Raw genomic sequence first — 18,721 nt, 5'->3', positions numbered from 1 at the left:
CTAGGAGTCGACATGTTGTCACAAGCTATGGTTGAAAAACTGAATGAACAAATTAATCTGGAATTTTTTTCATCCAATCTATACTTACAAATGAGTGCTTGGTGTGAAGATAAAGGATTTGAAGGTGCTGCCGAGTTTTTACGCGCTCATGCCGTAGAAGAAATGCAGCACATGCAGCGTTTATTCACCTACGTGAGTGAAACGGGTGCACTGCCTATCCTTGGTGCGATCGCAGCGCCAAAACATAAGTTTACGAGCCTTGGTGAAGTGTTTCGCGAAACTTATCAACATGAGCAGATGATTACTCAGCAGATTAATAAACTCGCTCATGCGGCGTTCACATCTCAAGACTACTCAACGTTTAACTTCCTTCAGTGGTACGTTGCGGAGCAACATGAAGAAGAGAAGTTGTTTAAAGGGATTTTAGATAAGCTAGAGCTTGTGGGTGATGATGGTAAGGCGCTGTTCTTCATCGACAAAGACCTAGCCGCAATGGCAAAAGCCGGCTCATCTTCTGTAATGGATACCCAAGCTGTGTAATCGCAGCAGAAAGAGTATGAAGCGATCGTCTTTTTCTTTGGGTTCTATGCAAAGGTGTAGGGAGGAAAAGATGATCACTGGGGATACAATTTTATTTGCGCTAATGCTGGTCACTGGGGTTAACCTAGTCAGGTATCTTACGGCGCTACGCTCACTTATTTACATCATGCGTGAAGCTCATCCATTGCTTTATCAACAAGTGGATGGCGGTGGCTTTTTTACCACTCACGGTAATGTCACCAAGCAGGTTCGTCTTTTCCACTATTTGAAAGGTAAAGAGTATCACCATCACCACGATCCCCTATTTACGGGCAAGTGTGATCGCGTTAGAGCGCTGTTTATCTTGTCGATGTCATTGCTGGCGGTGACAACCTTCGCGGCTTGTATCGTATAACTGAGCCAGTCATTGTATTGATTAAAGGAGCTATCGTGCTCCTTTTTTATCGTCTGTATAAAGTCATCGACTTATTTCTTCACTATTATGCATCTTCATTGTGCGGCGACTATTATTAGCAAGAGCAATCGAAAGGAGAAAAATAATGGATGAAAAAGCACTGCTCGCACGTTTGAATGAGTTACCTCGTATTCAACAAGTATTACAAGAACTACTCGAAATGGTTAATAAGGAAGAGGTCGATTTTGGTGCGCTCACAAAAAAAATTGCCATGGAACAAGTGTTGAGTGCGCGGCTGCTTCGCCTTGCAAATTCGGCACATTTTGGCGGAAGCCGCACAGTGGCCTCTATCAATGATGCGGTGATTCGTGTCGGAAGTGGCTCGGTGAGAACTATGGTGGTGGCATCGGTATTATCCAGTGCTTTTCCTAAAATTGACACCTTGGATCTGCAGCAATATTGGTCCGATACCTTTGAAATTGCCATTATCGCCAGCAAACTGGGGGCCGCTTGTAAACTCGATGCCAATAGCGTTTTTACTACCGGAATATTGCACAACATTGGCCAATTGATGATCCACACATTAGCGCCGCAAGAAGCGTTGAAAATTCGCCTTTGTGTTGATGCTGGTGAAGTTGAACTAGAAGCACAACAGCAAATCATCCATACCGATGCGAATGTACTGGGGGCGAAGCTAGCCAAAGCTTGGAAGTTTCCTGATGAGATGGTCGATGCGATCGCCTACTCTGCGCAGCCAGAAAAAGCGCAGCTTTCACCAAAACTTGCCCGTGTATTGCATTTTGCCCGTGATATCCACCATCAATGGGACATCCTGACCGAAAAAGAAAAACGCTTATTTCTGGCTGAGCACCCAGATGCTCGTGTACTGGCAATCTCTGCCACATTTGCTGAAACAATTGACGCCGTTCGCGGAAAAGGGCGCGAGCTTGCCGAGCAGCTCGTCTAATACCGTCGCTGGTGGATTAACCTTGTCTTCACTCAATTAGTCGTTAAAATGTCCCCCATTGATAAGGATGTACGCTACTAGCGCTGCATCCTTTTTGTTTGTCATTAGGTGCGTATGCGTCTAGTTAAATGAAGGTGAAAGCATGAGTCAGTCGTTTGATGTTGTCGTTATTGGTGCTGGCGCCGCCGGGCTAATGTGCGCCGCGCAAGCTGGCCTGCGCGGGCGCAGCGTATGCGTTCTCGATCATGCCAAAAAGCCTGGCCGTAAAATTTTGATCTCAGGTGGCGGTCGCTGTAATTTCACCAATTATGAACTATCGGCCGCTAACTACTTATGCCGCAATCCCCATTTCGTTAAATCAGCGTTATCGCAGTACAGCCAGTGGGACTTTATCTCGCTGGTCAGTAAATACAATATTGCGTTTGAAGAGCGCGATCATGGCCAGCTCTTTTGCCTTGATTCGGCGAAGGACATCGTCAATATGTTGCTAAAAGAGTGCGATTTACCGACGGTCAAGCAGCGTTATCAAGTCGAGATTCAATCGATAGATAAGGTGCCAAACGGCTTTCAGCTCACCACCAATGACGGGCCTATCCAATGCCAGTCACTGGTGGTCGCAACGGGTGGCTTGTCGATGCCCAAGCTTGGTGCGACTCCTTTTGGTTACAAAATTGCAGAGCAGTTTGGACTGGCGGTGATCCCAACCACGGCCGGGCTCGTGCCTTTTACACTGCATAAACAAGATAAAGAAGATTTCGCCGAACTGGCCGGCATTGCCATTCCAACTGAAATCACTACTGAAGATGGCACTGTGTTTAAAGAAGCACTGCTGTTTACTCATCGTGGTTTATCTGGGCCGGCGGTGTTGCAAATTTCTTCTTACTGGAAAGCGGGGCAGAAGGTCAGTATCAACTTAATACCGGAAGTAGACATCGAGCGGCTATTGAATGAATCACGTGAAGCGCACCCAAATCAAAGCTTAAAAAACACACTCGCGAAAGTACTGCCTAAGCGTTTGGTTGAAGTGCTGATTGAGCGCAAAGCTTTTGTCGATAAACCGCTCAAACAGTTAAACCCACACGAAATAACCGCTATCGCACACGACTTACAACATTGGCCGATTCTTCCCAATGGTACTGAAGGTTATCGCACAGCCGAAGTCACATTAGGTGGCGTAGACACCGATTGCCTCTCATCGAAAACCATGGAATGCAAATCGGTTCCGGGCCTCTATTTTATTGGTGAGGTAATGGATGTGACGGGCTGGCTTGGCGGCTATAATTTCCAATGGTGTTGGTCAAGCGGCTATGTCGCCGGACAATGGGTGTAAGCTTGTGTAGAGACAATAAAGTTTGCCCGTAGTGATGCGCATTACTATGCTCTATGCAGGTAAGCTGTATTGGATTTAGTATGGACGTGGTCGAAAAATTGAGTCGTTGGATGATTATCAACGGCATTTAAGGAACAAATATGGGAAGGGTTAAGGTGCTAACTACAAACCTTGGCTTAGGATTCAGGATGTAAAATCTAAAGGTACACGCTCACTGATTTATGGTAGGAAGTCTCAAAGAGACCACCATATGATGTCTTCAATAGAGAGTGAGCATTTCCATCTTGCTGAGTTTTCCCATCAAGTAGTTGATATTAGAGAACAGTTTCCCCTTTTTCCTCTAAACCTCACTCAGAAAATTGCTAAAACCCTTGGTGTTGAACACCCCAAGCACCCGAAAACGAAAGAACCAGTGATAATTACAACAGATCAGTTGCTCACGATAGACTCCCCAAAAGGTACTGTATATCACGCTGTTTCTGTTAAACCCGAAGATGACTCTAGTTACTTAAGGGTGCTTGAAAAAATAGATATCGAGCGTGTTTTCTGGGAGCTACTAGGGATCAAGTTCTGTAGTGGTCAACTAAAATTGGCCACGGTTTTAGAGTTTTCCCAATATAATCGTTCTGATTCATTGGGAGTTAGACCACCGTTATACTGATGTGGCCTGAGTTGGCAGTAATATCCGATAATGTAGCGGGTGATCTCTTGTTGAGCCTCAGCGAAGCTACGATAACCCACAGTTGGCACCCATTCCGTCTTCAGACTTCTAAAGAAGCGTTCTATCGGCGCATTATCCCAACAGTTTCCTCGGCGAGATAAACTCTGTTTTATTTGAAAGCGCCACAGTAATTGACGGTATTTACGGCTAGTATAATGACTGCCTTGATCGCTATGGAACATGACACCTTTTGGCTTTCCGCGAGATTCATAGGCCATAGACAGCGCTTTACCTGTCAACCGACTATCAGGCGACAAAGACATTGACCAACCGATCACTTTGCGGGCAAAAAGATCGATAACGACCGCTAAATACATCCACCGATTACCTGTCGGGTGGACGACACTTGTTACCAAGTGCCGTCTCCCTAAGAACCCAGCGTGCAACTTTCACTGCACTAGGCTCAAGCCTCTACAAAGGCATCAAATGATACCCAGCAACTTATAAAGCAGTGAGAGCAGGTTCAATCCAAGAATTACGAGCTAGCCTTTTGTGTTTTCTCTTTCCCAAGTATTCTTGGTATTGAGGGTCGAAAGGTGTCACTGCGCTTCGGATCTTCACATGTCTTTCTATCGGCACTTTAGCTATTTGGAAAAGATTAAACTGGCAATCCATATCCTTTATCTTCTGCCAACCGTGAAACTGCCATTGGCCTTTTCGGTTGATGAAGTATTTCAAGGCGATCCAAGTTTTAGATTTTGTTGGATGTCGCCTTTTAGCCCAATGCCATAACGCTTGAAATAGTTTGTGACCGACATAACTGAATACCTGCTTAGCTACGCAGTGGCGATAATAGTTCGACCACCCTCTAAGCTTTGGGTTAATCAGTTTGATAAGGTCGTTCACCGGTAGGGTAACGTGCTTTTTGATGAGTCCGCGCAAGTTACTTAGGAACGTCAACGTATTGGCCTTGCTCGGTTTGATGAGCAGTTTTCCTTTGTACTTCCTATGGTTGAACCCAAGGAAGTCAAAACCGTCGTTGATGTGAGTAATGTGCGTTTTCTCTTCGGATAACGTTAAGCCTCGTACCGCTAAGAAGTCAGCAATCAGTGGTTTGATATCGTTCTCCAACACTTCCTTTGAAGCGCAGGTGACGACGAAATCGTCGGCATATCCAATAAAGTTAGCTCTTGCGCCTTTCTTAAGCGCGGTAGATTTAATGCGCTGTTCGAGACCCGATAACGTCATCAACATCAAGGTGGGGGATATAATTCCGCCTTGGGGCGTGCCTTCGTCGGTGTCGTAAAACAGCCCTTTGTCTACAAAGCCAGACTTTAGCCATTGCTTCAACATACGTTTATCAACAGCAACATTATCCATCAGCCATTGATGCCCAATTTTGTCGAAACAGGCTTTGATGTCCCCTTCAAGAACCCATTGTGCTGACCGTTTCTGACTCAAACAGATGAAACACTGGCCGATTGCGTCAGCCGTGCTGCGATTTGGTCTAAAACCATAACTATTAGGGTCGGCAAGCGTTTCGGACACAGGTTCTAATGCTAGAAGATGGAGAGCTTGTTGGGCTCTATCAATCATGCATGGAATACCCAGAGGCCTGAGCTTACCGTTCTTTTTGGGGATGTAGATACGCTTGAGTGGTTTAGCTTGATAAGCTTTCCGACTCAGTTGATTTACTGCTTTCATACGACGCGCGTCTGTGTTCCAGACAACGCCGTCTATTCCAGGCGTTTTACTGCCTTTATTTTGAGAAACCCGCTTAACAGCAAGAAGTTCTGCTGAGCGAGAATGAGTCAGTATCCACTGCAATGCTTTAGCTTTGCCGTGTTTACCGTCTCTAGTTGCCTTTGCGATACGCATTTGAAGCTTTAAGACGTTCGCCTCTACGGCCTTCCAGTTAATGGATTGCCACTGTGCACTGTCAGAAGATGCACTAATCTCATTCGAAATCATCATTTGCTTTTCTTCCTTAATAAAGTTCTTCAAACTCTCTCGCAACGAGAGACCAGTTGGAAGTGGGCTCACTTTCGTGACCAGACACAAGTCTGTATCTACATCGTTACAATGCAGCCTTAGCTTTTTCCAACCTCCTATACCTGCATCACTATCGGCCACACAGGCTTTCCCAGAGGGAGTGATACAGGCTTACCATGTTCCGTATGCAGCGCGATGGTAGGTTAGGTGCCCGCTATGGTGCGAAGAGCGTGTTGATCACGAAAGAGCATTGGACAATCTCTTTCCTACTCTTAGTGCCTTTTGGCTACAGCGTATAAACCACTTCCGCTGCTTCGTAATATAACGCACCTTGAACGGATTCACGTGTGTTCACCATACTACCTGCCTAGCACTCACCCGATTTATGTGGTTATCAGGAGGAGCCTTCTCTCGCGATTTAGCTCCCGACAAGATAGTTTCTTGTCTTCGTTACATTGTCAGAGCCGCTACTTAATTCAGGCTCCTAGGCTCATCTGGTGATACAGATGGTCCATTCTTAACGCGATGGACAGCGCTGCATACGACCTCATGTCGCACGTCCAAATATACGTAACATCGCCAGCCCAGACTTCATTTGGAGCCGTAACAGCAAATTGACGACTTAAGTGATTTGGAACGTCAATATGTTCTTGTGAAGCCTTTCTGTAACGATGCTTTGGTTCTTGGCAGCTCACTAAACCAAGAGTTCTCATTAGCTTTGTTGCTCGGTATCAGCTCAGATTTACACCCTGATTTGTGACTATATCTGCAATGGTTCTCGCTCCCGCAGAGCCATTGCTTGCGGCGTAAGCCTCGCTAATCAAGCTGCGCAGCTTTATTGTTTCCGCATTAATTAACGCTGGACGTTTAAGCCAATAGTTATAACTACTTCGATGAACATTGAAGACTTCGCATAATATTTTTACACTGTGGCTCTGCTTGAGTTTCTTGATTATCAAGAATTGTTCAGTGAGTCCGACATCAAGAGAGCCGTGGCTTTTTTTAGTATTTCATTATCCTCTTCAAGGCGCGCCAGCTTCTTTTTCAATTCCCGAATTTCTATTTGCTCAGGGGTCATAGGTGAAGCTTTCGGTGTTTTCCCTTGGCGTTCTTCTCTAAGCTGGCGAACCCATTTATCCATCGTGGACTTGCCCACATTCATGGCTTGGGCTGCTTCAGTCACTGAGTAATTTTGGTCTAAGACTAGCTGCGCTGCTTCTAACTTAAATTCTGCGCTAAATAGTCGTCTTGTACGTTTTGTCATAATGTCACCTGTTAACTTATGAGGTGATGATATCACCTCTAACTAAGTGACTAAATTCACTATGCCACTACACTTGCGCGAAATAGCATCCCAACTCGGCTTGATATTCGACATCACATTACTCAAACAGACGTTAGCCACCAACTAGCTACGCAACCTGAAGACATCATCTCTTCGATTAAAGGTTGGCAAAGAAAACGTAATGACCAACCCAGTGAATACTTAATCGAACCCGTAGGACATGGCTTCTGTGAGGCTTTTTCTGCGACCCAATGGATAGTCTTAGATGAAAAGTGTGAACTGAAAAATCGTACTTAACGAAGAGGTTGCTTACACTACACGTAAATTACAGTGAATATTGCCCCCATGCAGAATAACCCTCTAAAACCTAGATATAACTTTAATGCTCATTTAGTGGCTGGACTAACGCCAATTATTGAGGGAGATGAACTGGATTTTACGATTGATCGACCTAATGGCATGAAAGGTTTTATTGTCAATTTTACGAGCAAAGGCGAGGGAACCATTTTTTATGGCGAAGATGAGTTTCACGTGAAACCTGGAGACTTACTTCTTTTCCCTCCAACAGCGGCTCACTATTATCATCGAAAAAAAGATTGTGCTTCTTGGTTTCACCGTTGGGTTTATTTTCGGCCACGAGCTTTTTGGCATGACTGGCTAACATGGCAACAGCAAAAAAATGGCGTCTATCTAACGCAAGGGTTGGATGAGAATACCATTCGCTATATTGAAAACCTGTTTATCGATATTGAATACACTTCAAAACAAGATGTCCCTTATCGAAATGATTTGTCGATTAACTTGCTCGAACAATTATTGATTAGATGTAAGACACTGCAACCGGATGTCGTCAGCAAACCGCTTGACCCTAGGGTGGTGGAAGCGATGAATTATATGACGCAAAACCTCAATCAAGACTTCACTATCGAGGATGTTTCGGCCCATATCTGTTTATCACCATCGCGTTTAGGCCATCTATTTCGTTCTGAAATGGAGATGACCATAACCCAATGGCGCGACGACCAAAGGATCAGCCGAGCCAAACAATTACTGGTCACGTCTAACTACTCGGTCAATCACATTGGTCGAATTGTGGGCTATTCAGACCCACTCTATTTTTCTCGTGTTTTTAAACGTAAGGCCGGTGTGAGCCCTAAGATTTACCGCGATCAAATTACTTTGTAAACCTATGCAATCTGTCCGTTTGGGCTTTTCGTCAATTTGGGCCGCTGTCATTAAGTGATCGTTTTAGGCGTTTTAAACTGCTGTACGACAAGCCCTGCGATGATCAGCACTAAACCAATCAGAGTGGTGGGGTGAATAGTTTCGCCAATAATAGTAGCCAGCAACAGCAGTGAGATGAAAGGTGAAGCAAAAATGAGATTGCTGATCCTTGCGGTGTTGGCCGTGAGTTTTAATGCACTCAACCACAGCACGAAGGTGATCCCCATTTCAAACAAGCCGACATAAGTTACCGCGCTCCATCCTTTAATCGTAATCTGATGCCAGCTTGCACCTTCATAACAACTTAAACCAATCGCAAAAGGGATGGCGATCAAAAACCCCAGTAAAACACCAATCACGGGGTCGGCGGTGTTTTTGGTATTAAGAATCCAGTAGCCAGCCCAAAGAAGCGTTGATAATAGTGCCAGCCCAACACCCAGCGGGCTATCAAACTGCATGGCTAAAATATCACCCTTAGTCGCGATAACCACCACACCAAAATAGCTCAGTGCACACGCTATCCAATCTTGTTTACGAATGGTTTGTCCTAAAAATACAGCGGCCATCAGTGTCAGGGTGATGGCCCAACTGTAGTTGATTGCTTGCGCTTGAGAGGCGCGCAGCAGTGAGTAGGCCTTAAACAGAATGAGGTAGTATGCGAGAGGGTTAATTAAGCCCAACAATAAGTAATACCAAGGGTTAGCGAGAAAGGTACTCACCACTTGGTTGAGCTTACCTTGCAGCGCGCAAATGCCCAGCAGTACGCACCCAGAGACAGCACTCGCAACCGTCAGCATCTGGATCGGCGTAAATTCAGCCAGCGTAAGTTTGAAAGCCGTGGCAACCGTTGACCACAATAATACGGCAGATAAGCCAAAGCCGAGTGCGCGTCGTTCGTCCATGAATCCTCGTTAGAATAATTGTTGAAATAGTGTTCAGCGGCGCAAGTCTATAGTTTGCTGTTAACTTGTACAAACTGGACATTTATCCAGTATCGAAATACCATTTGTCCATGACTGATAAAATGAGTTAACCCGTTATCATGCAATGGATTATCGAAAATCAAGCGTTAGTGCTTTCAACGTTAGGCAGCGCCGTGCTGAGCAGCTCAGTGGCTGGCTGGTGGGTTAAGCAGAAGCTCAATTTGAAAAGTGAGCTATTACAACAGCAGTTAGAGACTCATCAAGCCCATCATCAGCAGCAGATAATCGAACTCAAACAAGCCTTGCAGCAGGCGCGACAAGAGTTGGATGAGCTGGATGAAGAACGAGATAAAGCCGCATTTGAGCTTAAGCAATCGCACGGGAAATTCATGGCCGCGATGGAAAAGCTGCGCTATTTCGAAGTGGTTAAGCAAGAGCGGCCGTCAGCATCTGGATCGGCGTAAATTCAGCCAGCGTAAGTTTGAAAGCCGTGGCAACCGTTGACCACAATAATACGGCAGATAAGCCAAAGCCGAGTGCGCGTCGTTCGTCCATGAATCCTCGTTAGAATAATTGTTGAAATAGTGTTCAGCGGCGCAAGTCTATAGTTTGCTGTTAACTTGTACAAACTGGACATTTATCCAGTATCGAAATACCATTTGTCCATGACTGATAAAATGAGTTAACCCGTTATCATGCAATGGATTATCGAAAATCAAGCGTTAGTGCTTTCAACGTTAGGCAGCGCCGTGCTGAGCAGCTCAGTGGCTGGCTGGTGGGTTAAGCAGAAGCTCAATTTGAAAAGTGAGCTATTACAACAGCAGTTAGAGACTCATCAAGCCCATCATCAGCAGCAGATAATCGAACTCAAACAAGCCTTGCAGCAGGCGCGACAAGAGTTGGATGAGCTGGATGAAGAACGAGATAAAGCCGCATTTGAGCTTAAGCAATCGCACGGGAAATTCATGGCCGCGATGGAAAAGCTGCGCTATTTCGAAGTGGTTAAGCAAGAGCGGCAACAAAGCATGGAAGATGCGCACGCTCTGCGCGAGCAGAAATCGCAACTTGAGGCTCAACTGCGTGAGCAAGAAGCGCGGCATGAACAGCAAATTCAATCGAGCCAAGAAAAACTACAGTTACTTGAACACGCTGAGGAACGCCTAAAGCAGCAGTTTGAGCAGCTAGCCAATCAGTTATTTGAAGTCAAAACCGCGAAAGTGGATCAGCAGAACCGTCAAAGTTTGGAAGGGCTACTTTCTCCACTGAAAGAGCAGCTTGAAGGGTTTAAAAAGCAGGTCAATGACAGCTTCAATCATGAAGCGAAAGAGCGCCATACGTTGGTTCATGAATTGAAAAACTTGCAACGCCTCAATGAACAGATGGCGCAAGAGGCACTCAATTTGACCCAAGCGCTGAAAGGTGACAATAAACAGCAAGGCAATTGGGGTGAAGTGGTTCTCGCGCGGGTGCTGACCGAATCGGGCCTGCGTGAAGGGCACGAATATCATACTCAAGTCAGTTTGCAAAACGAGGCTGGTAAGCGCTATCAACCGGATGTGATCGTCAATTTGCCACACGACAAACAGGTGGTGATTGACTCGAAAATGGCGCTGGTGGCTTATGAGCGTTATTTCCATGCTCAAACTGAAAGTGAACGTGCTCGCGCATTAAGTGAGCATTTACTTGCACTGCGCGCCCATATAAAAGGACTCGGTCAGAAAGATTATCATCAGCTCAAAGGGCTACAAAGCCTGGATTACGTGCTGATGTTTATTCCCGTCGAACCTGCATTCCAAGTGGCGATTCAAGCTGATCCCAGCTTGGTAAAAGAGGCGATGGAGCAAAATATTTTACTGGTTAGCCCAACCACCTTGTTGGTTGCGCTGCGTACGATCGATAATTTATGGCGCAATGATCGACAAAACCAGAACGCGAAGTTGATCGCTGAGCGGGCCAGCAAATTGTACGATAAATTACGCTTGTTTATGGAGGATATGGAAGGGCTGGGCGGCGCGTTAGACCGTGCAAACCAAAACTATCAAGGGGCGATGAATAAGCTCGCGACAGGGCGTGGCAACGCACTGCGTCAAGCCGAAAGTTTTAAACAACTTGGCGTCGAGATAAAACGTTCCATAAACAGTGAATGGGTCGAACAAGCACAAAATGAGGCATGGGCAGACAGTGCGGTGGAAAATGCACCTTTAGTAGAAAGACATCACGCTGAGGATAAAGTAAACTGATCGCTCGCAGTCGCCTTTAACAACACAGTGCTGCCCAAGAGGAACCTTCATGACGGATACCAGCGTGCAATCAAAAACAGCATTAGAGACACAAAATACCACTCACTTTGGTTTTGAAACCGTAGCGAAAGAAGAGAAAGTCGCCAAAGTCGCGCAAGTTTTTCACTCGGTTGCGGCCAAATACGACATGATGAATGACCTGATGTCTGGTGGCATTCATCGCTTATGGAAGCGTTTTACCATTGATTGCAGTGGCGCTCGCCCGGGCCAACGTATTTTGGATCTTGGTGGTGGTACGGGCGATCTAACCGCCAAATTTTCACGCATTGTGGGCGAAAAAGGTCATGTTATTCTGGCTGATATCAATAACTCGATGCTCAATGTCGGACGCGATAAATTGCGTGATAAAGGTGTAGTGGGCAACGTACATTACGTGCAAGCCAATGCCGAAGAACTGCCTTTTCCTGATAACTATTTCGACTGCATCACCATCAGTTTTTGCCTGCGTAATGTGACGGACAAAGATAAAGCGCTGAGCTCGATGTTCCGCGTTTTAAAACCGGGTGGTCGTTTGTTGGTACTTGAGTTCTCCAAGCCAGTGCTTGAGCCATTATCCAAAGTATACGATGCGTATTCGTTCCATCTATTGCCGAAAATGGGCCAAATCATTGCCAATGATGCCGACAGCTACCGCTATCTTGCGGAATCTATCCGCATGCATCCCGATCAAGAAACCTTAAAAGGGATGATGGAGCAGGTTGGTTTTGAGCAAACGAGTTACTACAACTTAACGGGCGGTATTGTTGCGCTGCACCGTGGTTACAAATTCTAAGGATTGGGCATGCCGTTTGAGCCTTTAGTTACCGCCGCGATTGAGACCACACTCAACACCTTAATTCAAGACGATCCTGAGTTGGTGCGCCGATTATCACGCCTGAAAGGGCAAGTCATCCAAGTGCATCTCAAAGAGTTCAATAAAACGCTGACCTTCATTTTTAGCCAGCAAATTGATGTGTTAGCGGCTTACGAAGGCGAGTCGAATTGCTACCTGTCGCTCAATGTTTCCATTTTGCCCGAGCTACGCGAGCAAGCGAACATCACCCAACTGATCAAACAAGATAAGTTGGTGTTGGAGGGCGATATTCAACTGGCGCAAAAATTTGCCCAGTTGATCACCGATTGCAAGCCGGATGTTGAAGAGTGGTTGTCACGCGTGACGGGCGATGTGCTGGCTCACGCTTTAGTGCAGGGTGTGAAAGACATAGGCCAAGCGCTGCAATCACAACGAAGCAAGCATCAAAACCATCTCAGCCAAGTGTTAACGGAAGAGTGGCGTTTATTGCCCAGCTCGCTCGAGGTGGCTTATTTTTGTGACCAAGTGGATGATCTCAATAGCCAAGCGGCGCGTATTGAAGCCAAAATTCAACACTTGTTGGAGCAAGCATGACGCCAACTGAACTCAAGCGGTTGTACCGAATTATCAAGGTACAATTGGAATATGGTCTAGATGAATTGTTGCCAGAACATCAACTTACTAAAGCGCCAATATTAGCGCGCAAAGGATTGTTCTGGATTAAAAATCAGCATGCGAACAAACCATTAGGTGAGCGCTTGCGCTTAGCCTTGCAAGAGCTTGGCCCAGTATGGATTAAGTTTGGTCAGATGATGTCAACGCGGCGTGACCTGTTTCCACCGCACATCGCAGACCAACTTGCGTTACTGCAAGATAAAGTCGCTCCGTTTGATGGTGTACTTGCTAAAACTCAGATGGAAAAAGCGTTGGGCGGCGCTTTAGAAACTTGGTTTGATGAATTTGATATTGAACCACTTGCTTCTGCATCGATTGCTCAAGTCCATACCGCCAAACTCAAATCATCTGGCCGGGAAATCGTACTCAAGGTGATTCGGCCAGATATTCGGCCAGTGATTGATGCCGATATCAAACTCATGTATCGCATGGCGAAAATTGTTGCCAAAGCATTACCTGAAGCAAGGCGACTGAAGCCCGTTGAAGTGGTACGTGAATACGAAAAAACTCTCCTTGCTGAACTCGACCTACGCCGAGAAGCAGCCAACGCCATTCAACTGCGTCGTAACTTTGAAAATAGTGAAGAGTTATACATTCCAGAGATAATTCCTGACTTTAGTAATGAAACTGTCATGGTTTCTGAGCGAATATACGGCATTCAAGTTTCTGATATTAAAGGTTTAGCGGCCAACGGCACTAATATGAAGTTGCTTGCTGAACGCGGGGTGAGCGTGTTCTTTACCCAAGTGTTCCGCGACAGTTTTTTCCATGCCGATATGCACCCGGGCAATGTCTTTGTTAATCCCGCGCATCCTGACAATCCACAATGGATTGGCTTAGATTGTGGTATTGTCGGTACCTTAAACAGTGAAGATAAACGTTATTTAGCCGAAAACTTCTTAGCTTTTTTCAACCGAGATTACCGCCGAGTGGCACAATTGCACGTTGATTCTGGTTGGGTTCCACGTGAAACCAACATCGATGAATTTGAGTTTGCTATTCGCGTGGTCTGTGAGCCAATTTTTGCCAAGCCATTGTGCGAAATCTCATTTGGTCATGTGTTGCTAAACTTGTTTAACACGGCTCGTCGCTTCAATATGGAAGTGCAGCCGCAATTGGTCTTGTTGCAAAAAACGCTATTGTATGTCGAAGGGTTAGGGCGTCAGCTTTATCCTCAATTGGACTTGTGGCAAACCGCTAAACCATTTTTAGAAAAATGGATGATGAACCAAGTTGGGCCGCAAGCGTTTATCCGTGCAGTAAAAGAGCGAGCTCCGCTTTGGGCTGAAAAATTACCTGAATTGCCAGAGCTGCTTTACGATAGCCTCAAACAAGGTAAAGCAATGAACCAAAGGTTGGATCAGTTGTACCAAGGTTATCGAGCCAGTAAGCGTCAACAGGCAACAGGAAAGTTTTTATTTGGTATTGGCGCCACTTTGGTCGTATGCTCGGCGATATTAGTGACCAGTGCTTATCAGCCGTTTGCAATAACCAGTGCGATTGCAGGTGTTGTATTTTGGCTACTCAGTTGGAGTGCTTACCGTCGTTAAGCGGTCTTTTATTTGAAATCAATTTGTTGAGAAATTCCTGAGGTGTAGAGAATGGGTGGTATCAGTATTTGGCAACTTCTAATTATTGCCGTGATTGTTGTATTACTATTTGGAACCAAGAAACTGCGTGGTATCGGTAGCGATCTCGGTGGTGCGGTTAAGGGGTTCAAAAAGGCGATGAGCGATGAAGAGCCAGCCAAGAAAGACGCAGATTTTGAACCTAAAAATATAGAGCAGCAGAAGACAGAAGCGACTGCTGAGACTAAAAAAGATAAAGAGCAGGCCTAACACGTGTTTGATATCGGTTTTTGGGAGCTGGTATTAATATCGGTTGTCGCGTTGGTCGTTCTTGGCCCTGAGCGTTTACCTCATGCTATTCGCAGTGTGGCAAAATTTGTTAGCACAGCAAAGAACATGGCGAACAGTGTCAAAGATGAATTAGCACATGAGCTCAAAATTCAAGAGCTGCAAGAAAACTTGCGTAAAGCAGAGCAAATGGGAATGGAAAATTTATCTCCAGAGCTGAAATCTTCTGTGGATCAGCTCAAGCAGGCTGCGCAAGATGTACAACGCCCTTATGCGAACTCATCGCCCTCTGAAACAAAAACAGAGCACGATGAACAAAGTGTTGAAGTGATTCCCGCTACAACGATTTCGTCGCCTGAAACGGCCGATAAGAAAGCCGACTCATCTCTGTAGGAGGAGTTATTGTTACCACTGTAACTCCTCCTCTTATGCTCTATTTATACGAGGTTCGATATGTCTTCCGTTGAGCAGACACAGCCTTTAATCAGTCACTTGCTAGAACTACGCGATCGTTTATTGCGTTCAATAGCTGCGGTGATCGTGATTTTTATCGGCTTAGTCTATTTCTCTAGCGACATCTACGATTTTGTCTCCAAACCATTGGTTGAGCGTTTGCCTGAAGGGGCGACGATGATTGCGACCGATGTTGCCTCGCCCTTTTTCACGCCACTCAAACTTACTTTGATCGCGTCCGCTTTTCTCGCGGTGCCTTTTATCCTTTATCAAATCTGGGCCTTTGTCGCTCCAGGTTTGTATAAGCATGAACGCCGTTTAGTCATGCCATTGATGTTTTCAAGCTCATTGTTGTTCTATTGCGGTGTGGCGTTTGCGTACTTTGTGGTATTTCCGCTGGTGTTTGGCTTTTTTACGGCCATCTCTTTAGGCGGTGTTGAGTTTGCAACGGACATTGCCAGTTATCTCGATTTTGTGCTTGCGCTCTTTTTCGCTTTTGGTATCGCCTTTGAGGTTCCCGTCGCCATCATTTTACTGTGTTGGACGGGGGCGACGACGCCGAAAACCTTGAGTGAGAAAAGGCCTTATATCGTGGTTGGGGCATTTGTGGTGGGTATGTTACTGACGCCGCCTGATATGGTGTCGCAAACCTTGCTCGCCATTCCGATGTGTTTATTGTTTGAGGTTGGACTTTTCTTTGCTCGTTTTTATGTGCGCAAAGATGAGGAAGAGCCGGAAGATGAAAGTCATTAATACATGAAAAAAGCGGCGAATAGCCGCTTTTTTTGTACCTATGATAGTGGACTATTTAATCTTCAAAAGATAACCGCACTGAGAGCATCGATAGACTTCCTTGATACCCAGAAGTTTTTGCCAGAAGGTTCGATGTTGACGTTGTAAGTGATTACCATGTTCACACATATTAGCCACGTTTATGTATTAAAATTTTGCCGCATACTATAGTGTTTGTGTGATTATTTTTGTGATATAGATCACGCTGATGTGTATGTCATTCTATCTATAGTTCTATAAATTATAATTTAAACAGTGAGTTAGCATTAGTGTTTGTAATGTTATTCACCTCAACCAACGAGAGTTCGGTGAGTTCTGCGATGCGTTTGGCAACTAGCGTTGTGTAAGCTGGTTCGTTGCGCTTACCTCTGTGAGGGACAGGGGCTAAATAGGGACAATCTGTTTCTAGCAGAACAAAGTTCATATCGAGATGCGGTAATACTTTATCCATACCGCCATTTTTAAACGTTGATACACCACCAATCCCAAGATGAAACCCTAGCTCATTAATGGCTTTAGCTTCTTCAAGCGTGCCGCCAAAACAGTGGAATACACCGCTAAGTGAGCCATCTTGCTCTTTTTCCAGCAGTTGTAGAGTTTGAGTGATGGAATCACGGGTGTGGATGACAACAGGCAAATCGCGCTCTTTGGCCCAATTAAGTTGAGTGACGAAAGCCATCTCTTGTTCGGCCTGAAAGGTTTTGTCCCAATATAGATCAATGCCAATTTCACCAATGGCGATAAAGGGGTGTTTATCTAGCCAAGATTCGATAACCGCTAGCGTTTGCTTCACATTTCCATCCACATAGCATGGGTGCAGCCCCATCATCGTTCGGCAAAGTTCAGGGTAAGCCGCTTCTGTTTTAAGCATAGGCTCAATGGAGGCAAGATCGATATTGGGCAACAAAATAGCCTCAATGCCTTGCGCCTTAGCGCGTTGCACGACCTCATCTCGATCGTGATCAAATTCAGCGGCATAAATGTGAGCGTGAGTGTCAATCATGGTGTGTCTCGATAAACAGAGAATGGGAGAGCAGTATACGGAAGTGTGAGCCTGAGGTCATTTTTCTGATTTTTGTCGATTGGCGCTAGCGTCAAAAAGCGAGAGTGATATGATTTCGCCACACTTGAGCGATAGCGGTAGTGAAGAAAGAATGCTTTCTCACACCGCGTATAAACAAGGAGAAGAGAGTGTCAGTATCCATTCAAGGTCAGTTCCCAGGGCGTCGCATGCGTCGCTTACGCAAGCATGATTTTAGCCGCCGTTTGATGGCTGAGAATCAGTTATCGGTTAATGATTTAATTTATCCCATGTTTATTTTGATGGGTAAAGATCGCCGCGAGCCAGTGGAGTCTATGCCTGGTATTGAGCGTCTCTCTATCGACTTAATGCTCGAAGAAGCGCTGTATTTGGCTAATCTCGGCGTGCCAGCCATCGCACTTTTTCCAGTGGTTAACCAAGATGCTAAAAGTTTGTGTGCTGCTGAAGCGCATAATCCTGACGGCTTAGTGCAACGTGCGGTGAAATTATTAAAAGAGCATATACCACAAATGGGTGTCATTACCGACGTCGCGCTGGATCCTTTCACGACCCATGGCCAAGATGGCATCATCGATGAAAGTGGCTATGTGATGAATGATGAGACCACCGAGGTGTTGATCAAACAAGCGCTGTCTCACGCTGCAGCCGGTGCCGATGTGGTTGCCCCTTCCGATATGATGGATGGACGAATTGGTAAGATCCGCGAAGCGCTTGAAGAGGCGGGTTTTATTCATACACAGATCATGGCTTACTCTGCGAAATACGCGTCATGTTATTACGGCCCATTCCGCGATGCGGTTGGTTCCTCTTCGAACCTGAAAGGGGGAGACAAGAAAAACTATCAGATGGATCCGGCCAACAGCGATGAAGCCATTCACGAAGTGGCGATGGATATCAATGAAGGGGCTGACATGGTGATGGTGAAGCCCGGCATGCCATACCTTGATGTGGTGCGCCGCGTGAAATCTGAATTACAAGTTCCTACGTTTGCGTATCAAGTGTCTGGCGAATATGCGATGCATAAAGCGGCCATTTTAAATGGTTGGCTTAAAGAACGTGAAACCGTAATGGAGTCATTATTGTGCTTTAAACGCGCTGGGGCAGACGGCATTTTAACCTATTTTGCTAAAGACGTTGCGCAGTGGCTGGCAGAAGATAACGCCAAAACGGCACAATATTTACATCAAGCTAACTAAGTTGTGAATTTAGGCAGGGGAGCGAATTTTTCTATCTATTTGAAAATCAATTAAAAAAAGATTTCATGAAATAGATGGGTAGGTGTTTTTAGCATGATTAGAAAATAAATGAGATTTTTTCTCATTTAGGGGTTGATAATTAAATGAGAATCATTATTATTAACCATGTCTTAGGGAATGGCGAAGTTCACAAGGACGTCGAGTTTACGATTAACGAATTGCTAGGTGTTAAAAGTAACAAGACAAATTGGCGACGAACTTGCGCAAGTTCTTTTTGACACGACATTGCTCACATTGC

At 45.5% G+C, this 18,721-nt stretch carries 17 protein-coding genes and 4 pseudogenes; 15 read left to right on the top strand and 6 right to left on the bottom strand.

All coding sequences use genetic code 11. The features are described 5' to 3' along the window. The first annotated feature begins 12 nt into the window (after nucleotides 1–12). The 5 genes from ftnA (at nucleotide 13) to AACV20_RS11215 (ending at nucleotide 3,892) form a co-directional block, all read left to right on the top strand. Nucleotides 13–540: a non-heme ferritin gene (ftnA, locus tag AACV20_RS11235; RefSeq protein ID WP_013855622.1), complete on the top strand. Its 528-nt coding sequence runs from the start codon at nucleotides 13–15 to the stop codon at nucleotides 538–540. A gap of 70 nt (nucleotides 541–610) precedes the next feature. Beyond that, on the top strand, nucleotides 611–934 hold the full coding sequence (uspB, locus tag AACV20_RS11230; RefSeq protein ID WP_010319583.1) for a universal stress protein UspB: 324 nt from the start codon (nucleotides 611–613) through the stop codon (nucleotides 932–934). Nucleotides 935–1,079: 145 nt separating this feature from the next. Beyond that, nucleotides 1,080–1,901: an HDOD domain-containing protein gene (locus tag AACV20_RS11225; protein WP_019282127.1), complete on the top strand. Its 822-nt coding sequence runs from the start codon at nucleotides 1,080–1,082 to the stop codon at nucleotides 1,899–1,901. A 142-nt stretch (nucleotides 1,902–2,043) separates the two neighbouring features. Beyond that, nucleotides 2,044–3,231: an NAD(P)/FAD-dependent oxidoreductase gene (locus AACV20_RS11220; protein ID WP_170907300.1), complete on the top strand. Its 1,188-nt coding sequence runs from the start codon at nucleotides 2,044–2,046 to the stop codon at nucleotides 3,229–3,231. Nucleotides 3,232–3,481: 250 nt separating this feature from the next. Then, a complete protein-coding gene (locus AACV20_RS11215; protein WP_306685471.1) occupies nucleotides 3,482–3,892 on the top strand; it encodes a TnsA endonuclease N-terminal domain-containing protein in 411 nt (136 codons plus the stop codon). Here the strand turns inward: AACV20_RS11215 and AACV20_RS11210 are convergent. The 3 genes and pseudogenes from AACV20_RS11210 to AACV20_RS11200 all read right to left on the bottom strand — a co-directional run. After that, nucleotides 3,811–4,284, bottom strand: a pseudogene (locus AACV20_RS11210) (IS3 family transposase); the annotation flags it as partial. The gene AACV20_RS11215 and the pseudogene AACV20_RS11210 sit on opposite strands and share 82 nt — an antisense overlap. A 109-nt stretch (nucleotides 4,285–4,393) precedes the next feature. Continuing rightward, nucleotides 4,394–5,866: a group II intron reverse transcriptase/maturase gene (ltrA, locus tag AACV20_RS11205; protein WP_102547593.1), complete on the bottom strand. Its 1,473-nt coding sequence runs from the start codon at nucleotides 5,864–5,866 to the stop codon at nucleotides 4,394–4,396. A gap of 536 nt (nucleotides 5,867–6,402) precedes the next feature. Then, nucleotides 6,403–7,148: pseudogene (locus AACV20_RS11200) on the bottom strand (IS3 family transposase); the annotation flags it as partial. A gap of 366 nt (nucleotides 7,149–7,514) precedes the next feature. Here AACV20_RS11200 and araC point away from each other — a divergent pair. Beyond that, on the top strand, nucleotides 7,515–8,354 hold the full coding sequence (gene araC / locus AACV20_RS11195; protein ID WP_170907299.1) for an arabinose operon transcriptional regulator AraC: 840 nt from the start codon (nucleotides 7,515–7,517) through the stop codon (nucleotides 8,352–8,354). Between the two features lie 50 nt (nucleotides 8,355–8,404). Here the strand turns inward: araC and AACV20_RS17620 are convergent, their stop codons facing one another. Continuing rightward, a complete protein-coding gene (locus tag AACV20_RS17620) occupies nucleotides 8,405–9,295 on the bottom strand; it encodes a DMT family transporter (protein ID WP_170907298.1) in 891 nt (296 codons plus the stop codon). 140 nt (nucleotides 9,296–9,435) lie between these two features. On the opposite strand from AACV20_RS17620, the pseudogene AACV20_RS11180 reads away from it, so the two are divergent. Further along, a pseudogene (locus AACV20_RS11180) lies at nucleotides 9,436–9,756 on the top strand (DNA recombination protein RmuC); the annotation flags it as partial. Here AACV20_RS11180 and AACV20_RS11175 read toward each other — a convergent pair. Next, nucleotides 9,752–9,871 (bottom strand): annotated as a pseudogene (locus AACV20_RS11175) (DMT family transporter); the annotation flags it as partial. The pseudogenes AACV20_RS11180 and AACV20_RS11175 overlap by 5 nt on opposite strands. A gap of 140 nt (nucleotides 9,872–10,011) precedes the next feature. On the opposite strand from AACV20_RS11175, the gene rmuC reads away from it, so the two are divergent. The 7 genes from rmuC to tatC are packed head-to-tail and all read left to right on the top strand — an operon-like array spanning nucleotide 10,012 to nucleotide 16,146. After that, complete coding sequence (rmuC, locus tag AACV20_RS11170) at nucleotides 10,012–11,556, top strand: DNA recombination protein RmuC (protein WP_170907297.1); 1,545 nt, start codon at nucleotides 10,012–10,014, stop codon at nucleotides 11,554–11,556. Between the two features lie 49 nt (nucleotides 11,557–11,605). After that, a complete protein-coding gene (ubiE, locus tag AACV20_RS11165; protein WP_064626075.1) occupies nucleotides 11,606–12,388 on the top strand; it encodes a bifunctional demethylmenaquinone methyltransferase/2-methoxy-6-polyprenyl-1,4-benzoquinol methylase UbiE in 783 nt (260 codons plus the stop codon). Between the two features lie 9 nt (nucleotides 12,389–12,397). Beyond that, nucleotides 12,398–13,003, top strand: coding sequence for a ubiquinone biosynthesis accessory factor UbiJ (locus tag AACV20_RS11160; protein ID WP_026028624.1), 606 nt, complete (start codon nucleotides 12,398–12,400; stop codon nucleotides 13,001–13,003). Beyond that, complete coding sequence (gene ubiB, locus AACV20_RS11155; protein WP_170907296.1) at nucleotides 13,000–14,634, top strand: ubiquinone biosynthesis regulatory protein kinase UbiB; 1,635 nt, start codon at nucleotides 13,000–13,002, stop codon at nucleotides 14,632–14,634. The genes AACV20_RS11160 and ubiB overlap by 4 nt, the downstream gene beginning before the upstream one ends. 51 nt (nucleotides 14,635–14,685) lie before the next feature. After that, nucleotides 14,686–14,922: a Sec-independent protein translocase subunit TatA gene (gene tatA, locus AACV20_RS11150; RefSeq protein WP_010319841.1), complete on the top strand. Its 237-nt coding sequence runs from the start codon at nucleotides 14,686–14,688 to the stop codon at nucleotides 14,920–14,922. 3 nt (nucleotides 14,923–14,925) lie between these two features. Beyond that, nucleotides 14,926–15,333 (top strand): Sec-independent protein translocase protein TatB, encoded by a 408-nt coding sequence (tatB, locus tag AACV20_RS11145; RefSeq protein ID WP_013855639.1) that lies wholly within the window; start codon nucleotides 14,926–14,928, stop codon nucleotides 15,331–15,333. Between the two features lie 60 nt (nucleotides 15,334–15,393). Further along, the gene (tatC, locus tag AACV20_RS11140) at nucleotides 15,394–16,146 is read left to right on the top strand and encodes a twin-arginine translocase subunit TatC (RefSeq protein ID WP_010319843.1); all 753 of its coding nucleotides are present in this window, start codon (nucleotides 15,394–15,396) and stop codon (nucleotides 16,144–16,146) included. Nucleotides 16,147–16,426: 280 nt separating this feature from the next. On the opposite strand, the gene AACV20_RS11135 is transcribed toward tatC, so the two are convergent. Continuing rightward, a complete protein-coding gene (locus AACV20_RS11135; RefSeq protein ID WP_170907295.1) occupies nucleotides 16,427–17,188 on the bottom strand; it encodes a TatD family hydrolase in 762 nt (253 codons plus the stop codon). A gap of 188 nt (nucleotides 17,189–17,376) precedes the next feature. On the opposite strand from AACV20_RS11135, the gene hemB reads away from it, so the two are divergent. After that, nucleotides 17,377–18,423, top strand: a complete 1,047-nt coding sequence (gene hemB / locus AACV20_RS11130) for a porphobilinogen synthase (RefSeq protein WP_170907294.1) — start codon at nucleotides 17,377–17,379, stop codon at nucleotides 18,421–18,423. Nucleotides 18,424–18,721: the final 298 nt, after the last annotated feature.

The sequence above is a fragment of the Vibrio sp. B4-6 genome (assembly GCF_963888245.1).
Lineage (GTDB): Bacteria > Pseudomonadota > Gammaproteobacteria > Enterobacterales > Vibrionaceae > Vibrio > Vibrio anguillarum.
The sequence above is the reverse complement of the archived record's forward strand: the minus strand, read 5'-3'. Positions and strand labels throughout refer to the sequence as shown.